This window comes from Microvirga sp. HBU67558 (genome assembly GCF_018069605.1).
In the GTDB taxonomy this organism is placed as follows: Bacteria; Pseudomonadota; Alphaproteobacteria; order Rhizobiales; family Beijerinckiaceae; genus Microvirga; species Microvirga terrae.
Window position 1 is genome coordinate 35,309 of sequence record NZ_JAGPUP010000514.1, and the last position, 6,765, is coordinate 42,073.

Genomic DNA, 6,765 nt, shown 5'->3' on the forward strand with positions numbered 1-6,765 from the left:
ACCGGATCGGGATGGCCGGCCGGTCATCACCCGCCTGTTGCCGGCCATGACGGGAGAGGAGCGGATATGACGAGACAATGCAGGACCGGCGATCCGATCTCCCACCTTCGACGCTCATCCTGAGAACGCCACCGCATAATGGAAATCTGCCGCGACCGCCGTTTCGCGGCGAGCCTGCCGGCTGCCCCCCAGGACCGGACAAGGCGCGTCCGGGGCGATCATGTGCTCCCGCGCACAGTCGAGCTTCACCTTTTTCGTTACTGCAACAATGTCGCATGAACGGAGCTTTTCGTTGACAGTCCAGAGACTTACCCAAGGTGAGGTGCCGCAATCTGCCGTTAGGATACGTTCCGTTACGGCCGACCCTCTCTGAACGGAGAGTTGTTCGCCCGCACGCGGGCCCATATAGCCTTGTAACCAAGTTGCCTTGACGAATTCACGGCCTCCGATGCTGCGGAAGCCGCGATCCTCACGGCATCCCACGGCGCACAACAGACACTCGTTCACCGCGCAAGCACCACCGGCAGCCCTGGCCGCCGAACCCTTCCGCGCGCCTGCTCCCGAGGGGCCCACCCGACGGTTCAGCCGTGTCCGACAAAACCCCTTCCGTTTTCAGGAGAACACAAGATGACCCTCGTTGATCCGGTGATCTGGAAAATCCAAAGCGACGTCAGCACTGCCGGTAAAGGTGTCGACCTCGATACGCTGACCATGCTCCCGACCGGCGGGTACATCGTCACCTGGCGTGACAGCGAGCGGATCGCCTTCCAGCTTTATGACGGGAAGGGCGACAAGGTCGGCGTCAACCAATTCGTTCCGAAGACGAACGCTCAGCAATTTGCGGATGTGCAGCCTATCGGCCTCGACGGCGATTTTGCCATCATCTGGACCGAGAACACCGGAACGAATGCATCCGCCCGCGATGTGAAGAGCCTGAAATATTCCTTCGATGGAACCACGAGCAACCCGGTTGTCACGCTCGCCACCACGACGAACGTCCAGGACAGCGTGCAGATGAGCGCCAACTCCCAGGGCTGGATGACCGTCTATGTCGATAATAATTCCGTGCGGATGGCCCAGTATAGCGGAGACGGTGCTGCGGGCACTCCTTTCAGTATATCGACCGAAGCTTCACCTTCACTTCCCGATGTCGCTTGGATTGGTGGCACGAACCACGCAGTCACTTACATCCACCAGGGAACAGCCTTCATCAAAGGCGTCAACGGCACATCTGCCTCGGGCGCGATTACTGTTACAAATGTTATCGAAGCCGACGTTATTTCGCTGAAGCGGCCCAACGGTGCACCCACGGGTGAGTTCGTCGTTGTCACGAACAGCAACAATAGCGCTACCGGAGCGATCGGGGTGAGGAAGTTCCACCTCAATACCAATGGTAATGTCGTCGCGGATTGGGGACCGATCACGGTCTCAACCGGACAGAAGCCGAGCATGGGCGAGAAGGTGAGCGTGACCGGCCTCCGCGATGGCTGTGTCGCCATCGCCTACATTCAATCGACACCGAACGTTGACACGGGGGATGTGTGGGTCAGGGTTGTCGATAAGGATGGCATCCTGGGCAAGCCGATCAAGGTGCATACCGATGCTAGCGAGCAGCGGACGCCGTCGATCTCCGAGATGGCCGATGGCCGCTTGGCGGTGTCGTTCCACAATCCTTCTCTTTCCGACGGACGCAGCAGTGTCATCACGACGACGATCGTCGATGCGCGCGCGAACGCCGTGACCCTGATCGGGACCTCGCACAACGACGTCTACGCGCCGTCGGTTCATGAACTCGACGACTTCGATGGCGGCAACGGCATCGACACGCTGACGTTCCAGGGCGCCAGGAGCAGCGGCGTCGCGGTCAATCTGGCCGCCCAGAGCGGCTCCGCAGGCGATGCCAACAAGGACACCTATAAGGACTTCGAGAACATCATCGGCTCGCGCTTCAACGACACTCTGACCGGTAGCGCCGTCGCCAACAGGCTCGAAGGCGGCGCGGGCGACGATACGCTTACCGACGTCGCGGGCAGCGGAACGGATACCCTGGTCGGCGGCGCCGGCAACGACACCTACAACGTCTCCGCCACCAGCACGGTGATCGACGAGTCCGGCGGCGGATACGACCAGGTCTTCTCGTCCGCCACGTACACGCTCTCGGCAGGCATCGAGAACCTGTTCGCGACCGGGTTCGATGCGATCAATCTCACCGGCAACGAGAGCGACAACATCATCGCCGGCAACGATGCGGCCAACCGGCTCACGGGCAATGGCGGCAACGACGCCCTCTACGGCAACGGCGGCGGCGATGTCCTCGACGGCGGCGCCGGCAACGACGCGCTGGATGGCGGAGCGGGCGACGACGCCCTGGCCGGCGGCATCGGCAACGATGTCCTCTATGGCCGCGACGGCAACGATTCCCTCAGCGGCGATGACGGCGACGATGTCCTCGACGGCGGTGTCGGCAACGACGCCCTCGCCGGTGGAAACGGCAACGACAACCTGCAGGCCGGCGACGGCAACGACGCTCTCGACGGCGGCGCGGGCGACGATGTCATCAACGGCGGCACGGGCGCCGACACCATGAACGGCGGAGCCGGCAACGACGCCTATTACATCGACAACCTCGGTGATCAGGTCATCGACGGCGCAGGTGTCGATACCGTGTATGTGGCCATCGACGGCTACGACCTCAACAGGCTTGGCGCGATCGAGAACATCACCGGCATCGGGGCGGTCGCGATCACCCTGACGGGCAACGCGTTCAACAACACGCTGACCGGCAACGACGGCGCCAACATCCTCATGGGCGGCGCCGGCAACGACGTGCTCTCCGGAGGACGCGGCAACGACAAGATCTACGGCCAGGAAGGCAACGACGTGCTCTTCGGCGGGCTCGATCGCGATATCTTCGTGTTCGACAAGCGTCCGAACAAGCGCACGAACGTGGATAAGATCGCCGACTATAACGTCCGTGACGACTCGATCTATCTCGAGAACAAGTACTTCAAGGTCGGCAGCGGCTCACCCAGCAAGCCGAAGCAGATGGCGAGCAAGTACTTCTACAAGGGCGCCAAGGCGCACGACCGGGATGACCACATCATCTACGACAACAAGAAGGGCATCCTGTACTACGACGCCGACGGCACCGGCTCCTCTGCCGCGGTCAAGATCGCCACGCTCGATCGCAACCTGAAGATGACCTACAAGGACTTCTTCGTGATCTGATCCGGGCACGACTCCCGTAGGGCAAATGAGAACGAGGGACGGCGTCCTGCCTTGCAGGGCGCCGTTCCGCTTTCCGGAGCGCCTGGCCGCATTCCGGCGCGCCTTTCCGGCCCCGCCCCCGCGATGCCTTGCGCGGAACCCTTTCGGCCCCATTCTCCTTCGTGTCGGAGCATCACGGGGAGATCCGCATGGCTTATGAGCTCTACTACTGGCCGACCATTCAGGGGCGCGGCGAATTCGTCAGGCTAGCCCTCGAGGAGGCCGGTGCCGATTACATCGACGTGGCCCGGGAATCGGAAGGCATCGCCGTGATGATGCGGATGATGGATCACGCGGAGCATCCGCCCCTGGCGCCGCCCTTCCTCAAGGACGGCGACACGATCATCGGCCAGACGGCCGCGATCCTGCTCTATCTCGGGGCGCGGCACGGGCTCGCGCCCAAGGATCCGGCTGGCGGATTGTGGACGCATCAGATCCAGCTCACCATCGCGGACCTGGTGGCCGAGGCGCACGACACGCATCATCCCGTGGGGGTGGGCCTCTATTACGAGGACCAGAAGGCCGAAGCGCTGCGGCGGTCCGACGAGTTCTGCGAGAACCGGATCCCGAAATTCCTGACCTGGTTCGACACCATCCTCGCGCGCAACCCCGCAGGCGATGCGCATCTCGTCGGCCGTTCGCTCACCTATGCCGACCTCTCCCTGTTCCAGCTTGTCGAGGGATTGTCCTATGCCTTTCCGAAGGCCACGGGGCGCGCGCTGAAGCAGGCGCCGCGGGTCGCCGCCCTGCACGACGCCGTCGCGCGGCGGCCGCGCATCAAGGCCTATTGTGCGAGCCCCCGGCGCATCCCCTTCAACCAGGAGGGCATCTTCCGGCGCTATCCGGAACTGGATCGTTAGGGGCTTGTTAAGGGTCGGCAGGGCTGGATGGCGTCCGTTCTTCCCTTCCGGCCTCAATTCCTCCACGCTGCCTGTGGATCCTCACGAACGATCAGGAGCATAGCATGACCGAGGACACCGAGGGCGTCGCGATTCGTCTCTGGCGCGACCGAGCGCAGCTGCGCGAGCAGGAGCGGAACGAGGTTCAGGCCCGCCTTCGGATCGCCGAGGAGAAGATCGCCATCCTGCTGGCCGAGAACGACCGGCTCGCCGCCGAGAACGCGCGGTTGCGGTCGCTCGGCGGCCCGGACGACGACGGCGCACGGACCGAGACCGAGCTTCAGATGGAAGCACTCAAGGGCGCCCTGATGTCCCTGATCGCCCGGCCGGCCGACAGCCTGAATTCGTGAGAGCGCGAACCCGTGCGGCGCTCACGCCGCCAGGCAATCCATGGCGGCGTTGAGGCATTCGACCGTGACGCTGCCGCCAGCGGCCACGAGGCTGCAGCCCTTCGGCACCTCGCGCCAGCCGCGGGTCTTGTCGTCGATGGGCTCCGAGACCACCAGCAGGTTGGCGCCCTCCTGACGGAAATACAGGGTCGGCGGCTTGGCATCGCAGGCCCAGCGATAGGCCCACAGGCTCTCGCCGTCCGTGAAGGCGGCGGTGAAGCGCAGGGCCTCCTCGATGCCGGCCTGGTCCATGAGGCCGCGCACCTGCTTGAGGGTCCTGGCCATGGCGGTAACGGGCTCCTCCGGCAGGCCATTGGCCAGCGCGAGGAGGAAGATCGCCTCGGAATCCGTGGTGCCGAGCCGGCGGTCGTAGAGCTCGTCCGGGATCAGGGCCTCCAGCCGGCGCTTGATGCGCCCGTAGCCGCCGATCTGGCCGTTATGCATGAACAGATGCCGGCCATGGGCGAAGGGGTGGCAGTTGGCCCGCGTCGTCGAGGTGCCGGTGGAGGCGCGCACATGGGCGAAGAAGAGCCGGGAGCGCACCTGCTCGCACAGGCTCCTCAGGTTCTCGTCCGACCAGGCCGGCCGGACCTCCCGGTAGATCCCGGGCTCGCGGCGCTCCCCGTACCAGCCGATGCCGAAGCCGTCGCCGTTCGTCTCGGTCTTGGCCTCGACCGCGTGCAGCGATTGGTGGACCAGGGAATGGGCCGGAGCACAGACGAGTTCATCGAGGAAGATCGGCTCCCCCCGGTAGGCGAGAAAGCGGCACATCGGCTTACGGCAGCCCCCTAGGCATCGCACTTCGTAACGATGTTGTACTCTCTTGCATTCATGGTGAACAGCCGGTTAACGGCTGCGCTGCGGGCGTCCGGCCTTCGTGGCGTCAGACCGGCGCGGCGAGCCTTGCCGCCACGTCCTCGGCGATCGCGAGGGACGCGGTCAGGCCCGGGCTCTCGATGCCGAAGAGTTGCACGAGCCCCGTCAATCCGTGCTCGGCCGGGCCGTCGATCATGAAATCGGCCGCCTTCTCGCCGGCCCCCGTGAGCTTGGGACGGATGCCGGAATAATCGGGCACAAGCGCGCCGTCGGGGAGCTCCGGCCAATAGCGGCGGATGGAGGCATAGAAGCTCTGGGCCCGGCGCGGATCGACCTCGTACTCTTCCCGGTCGATCCATTCCACGTCGGGACCGAAGCGCATGCGGCCGGAGAGGTCCAGCGTCACATGGGTACCCAGGCCGCCGTCGACGGGAGCCGGATAGATGAGGCGCGAGAAGGCGGGCTTGCCGAGGCAGCCGAAATAATTGCCCTTGGCGAGCACCAGCTTCGGCACGCGACCGGCGGGATAGCCGTCCGTCGCGCGGGCCAGCGCCTGCGCGCCGAGCCCCGCGGCATTGACCACCGCGTCGACGACGAGGTCGGTGGGCTCCTCGCCGCCCACATGCACGTTCCATCCGGCCCCCTCCCGGGCGATGCGCGCGACGGGCGCATGGAACGCGATGGCGCCGCCGGCGCTCTCCAGATCGCCCTGGAGCGCCAGCATGAGGGCGTGGCTGTCGACGATGCCCGTCTCCCGCGACAGCACGGCGCCGGTGCAGACGAGATTCGGCTCGAGGGCCCGCGCCTCCTCGCCGGTCAGGAAGGAGAGCCCCTCGACCCCGTTCGCCAGCCCCTGTTCGTAGATGCCCTCGATCTTGGCCTGTTCGAGATCGTCGGTCGCCACGATGAGCTTGCCGCATTTGGCGTGCGGCACGCCGTGGCTCTCGCAGAAGGCGTAGAGCATCCGCCGGCCGTCGACGCAGTGACGCGCACGGAGCGAGCCGGACGGGTAATACATGCCGGCATGGATGACCTCGCTGTTGCGCGAGGAGACGCCATTGCCGATGCCGCCTGTCGCTTCGGCCACGATCACGCCATGGCCGCGAAGGGTGAGCGCGCGCGCAACCGCGAGCCCGACGACACCGGCCCCAATCACGAGAACGTCTATGGTTGCCTCCCGGCGGTTCGGAAGTCAGGATGTCGAAGTCTGCAAGGATGGTCATGGACGGTCCGGGACCATCAGTCCGACCGCTCCACCCTGGCTTTGCAGGTCGCATGAAAAAGGCGGCCTCGCGGATGCGGGCCGCCTTTGCCGCGTGCGTCGATCAGAGGCGCTTTCCGGTCTGCTCGTCGAAGAGGTGGACGAGCTTGGGATCGGGGGTGACGCGGATCTG

General features: G+C 65.1%; 5 protein-coding genes. 3 read left to right on the plus strand and 2 right to left on the minus strand.

Annotated features, from left to right (window positions below; all coding sequences use genetic code 11):
• Positions 1 to 627: 627 nt before the first annotated feature.
• From KBI52_RS14290 to KBI52_RS14300, 3 genes are all read left to right on the plus strand, one after another.
• On the plus strand, positions 628 to 3,228 hold the full coding sequence (locus tag KBI52_RS14290; RefSeq protein ID WP_210808267.1) for a calcium-binding protein: 2,601 nt from the start codon (positions 628 to 630) through the stop codon (positions 3,226 to 3,228).
• Positions 3,229 to 3,416: 188 nt separating this feature from the next.
• On the plus strand, positions 3,417 to 4,127 hold the full coding sequence (locus tag KBI52_RS14295) for a glutathione S-transferase (RefSeq protein WP_173946397.1): 711 nt from the start codon (positions 3,417 to 3,419) through the stop codon (positions 4,125 to 4,127).
• Positions 4,128 to 4,231: 104 nt separating this feature from the next.
• The gene (locus KBI52_RS14300) at positions 4,232 to 4,516 is read left to right on the plus strand and encodes a hypothetical protein (RefSeq protein WP_173946398.1); all 285 of its coding nucleotides are present in this window, start codon (positions 4,232 to 4,234) and stop codon (positions 4,514 to 4,516) included.
• Positions 4,517 to 4,537: 21 nt separating this feature from the next.
• On the opposite strand, the gene KBI52_RS14305 is transcribed toward KBI52_RS14300, so the two are convergent.
• Both KBI52_RS14305 and KBI52_RS14310 read right to left on the minus strand, forming a co-directional pair.
• Positions 4,538 to 5,326, minus strand: a complete 789-nt coding sequence (locus KBI52_RS14305) for a class II glutamine amidotransferase (protein ID WP_210808269.1) — start codon at positions 5,324 to 5,326, stop codon at positions 4,538 to 4,540.
• A gap of 112 nt (positions 5,327 to 5,438) precedes the next feature.
• Entirely contained in the window at positions 5,439 to 6,539 is a 1,101-nt protein-coding gene (locus KBI52_RS14310; RefSeq protein WP_210808275.1) for an NAD(P)/FAD-dependent oxidoreductase, read from the minus strand.
• Positions 6,540 to 6,765: the final 226 nt, after the last annotated feature.

Excerpts from the sequence above, each read along its gene's own strand:
- KBI52_RS14305 (WP_210808269.1), bottom strand. The coding sequence starts at position 5,326 with ATGTGCCGCTTTCTCGCCTACCGGGGGGAGCCGATCTTCCTCGATGAA.
- KBI52_RS14290 (WP_210808267.1), top strand. The coding sequence starts at position 628 with ATGACCCTCGTTGATCCGGTGATCTGGAAAATCCAAAGCGACGTCAGC.
- KBI52_RS14295 (WP_173946397.1), top strand. The coding sequence starts at position 3,417 with ATGGCTTATGAGCTCTACTACTGGCCGACCATTCAGGGGCGCGGCGAA.
- KBI52_RS14300 (WP_173946398.1), top strand. The coding sequence starts at position 4,232 with ATGACCGAGGACACCGAGGGCGTCGCGATTCGTCTCTGGCGCGACCGA.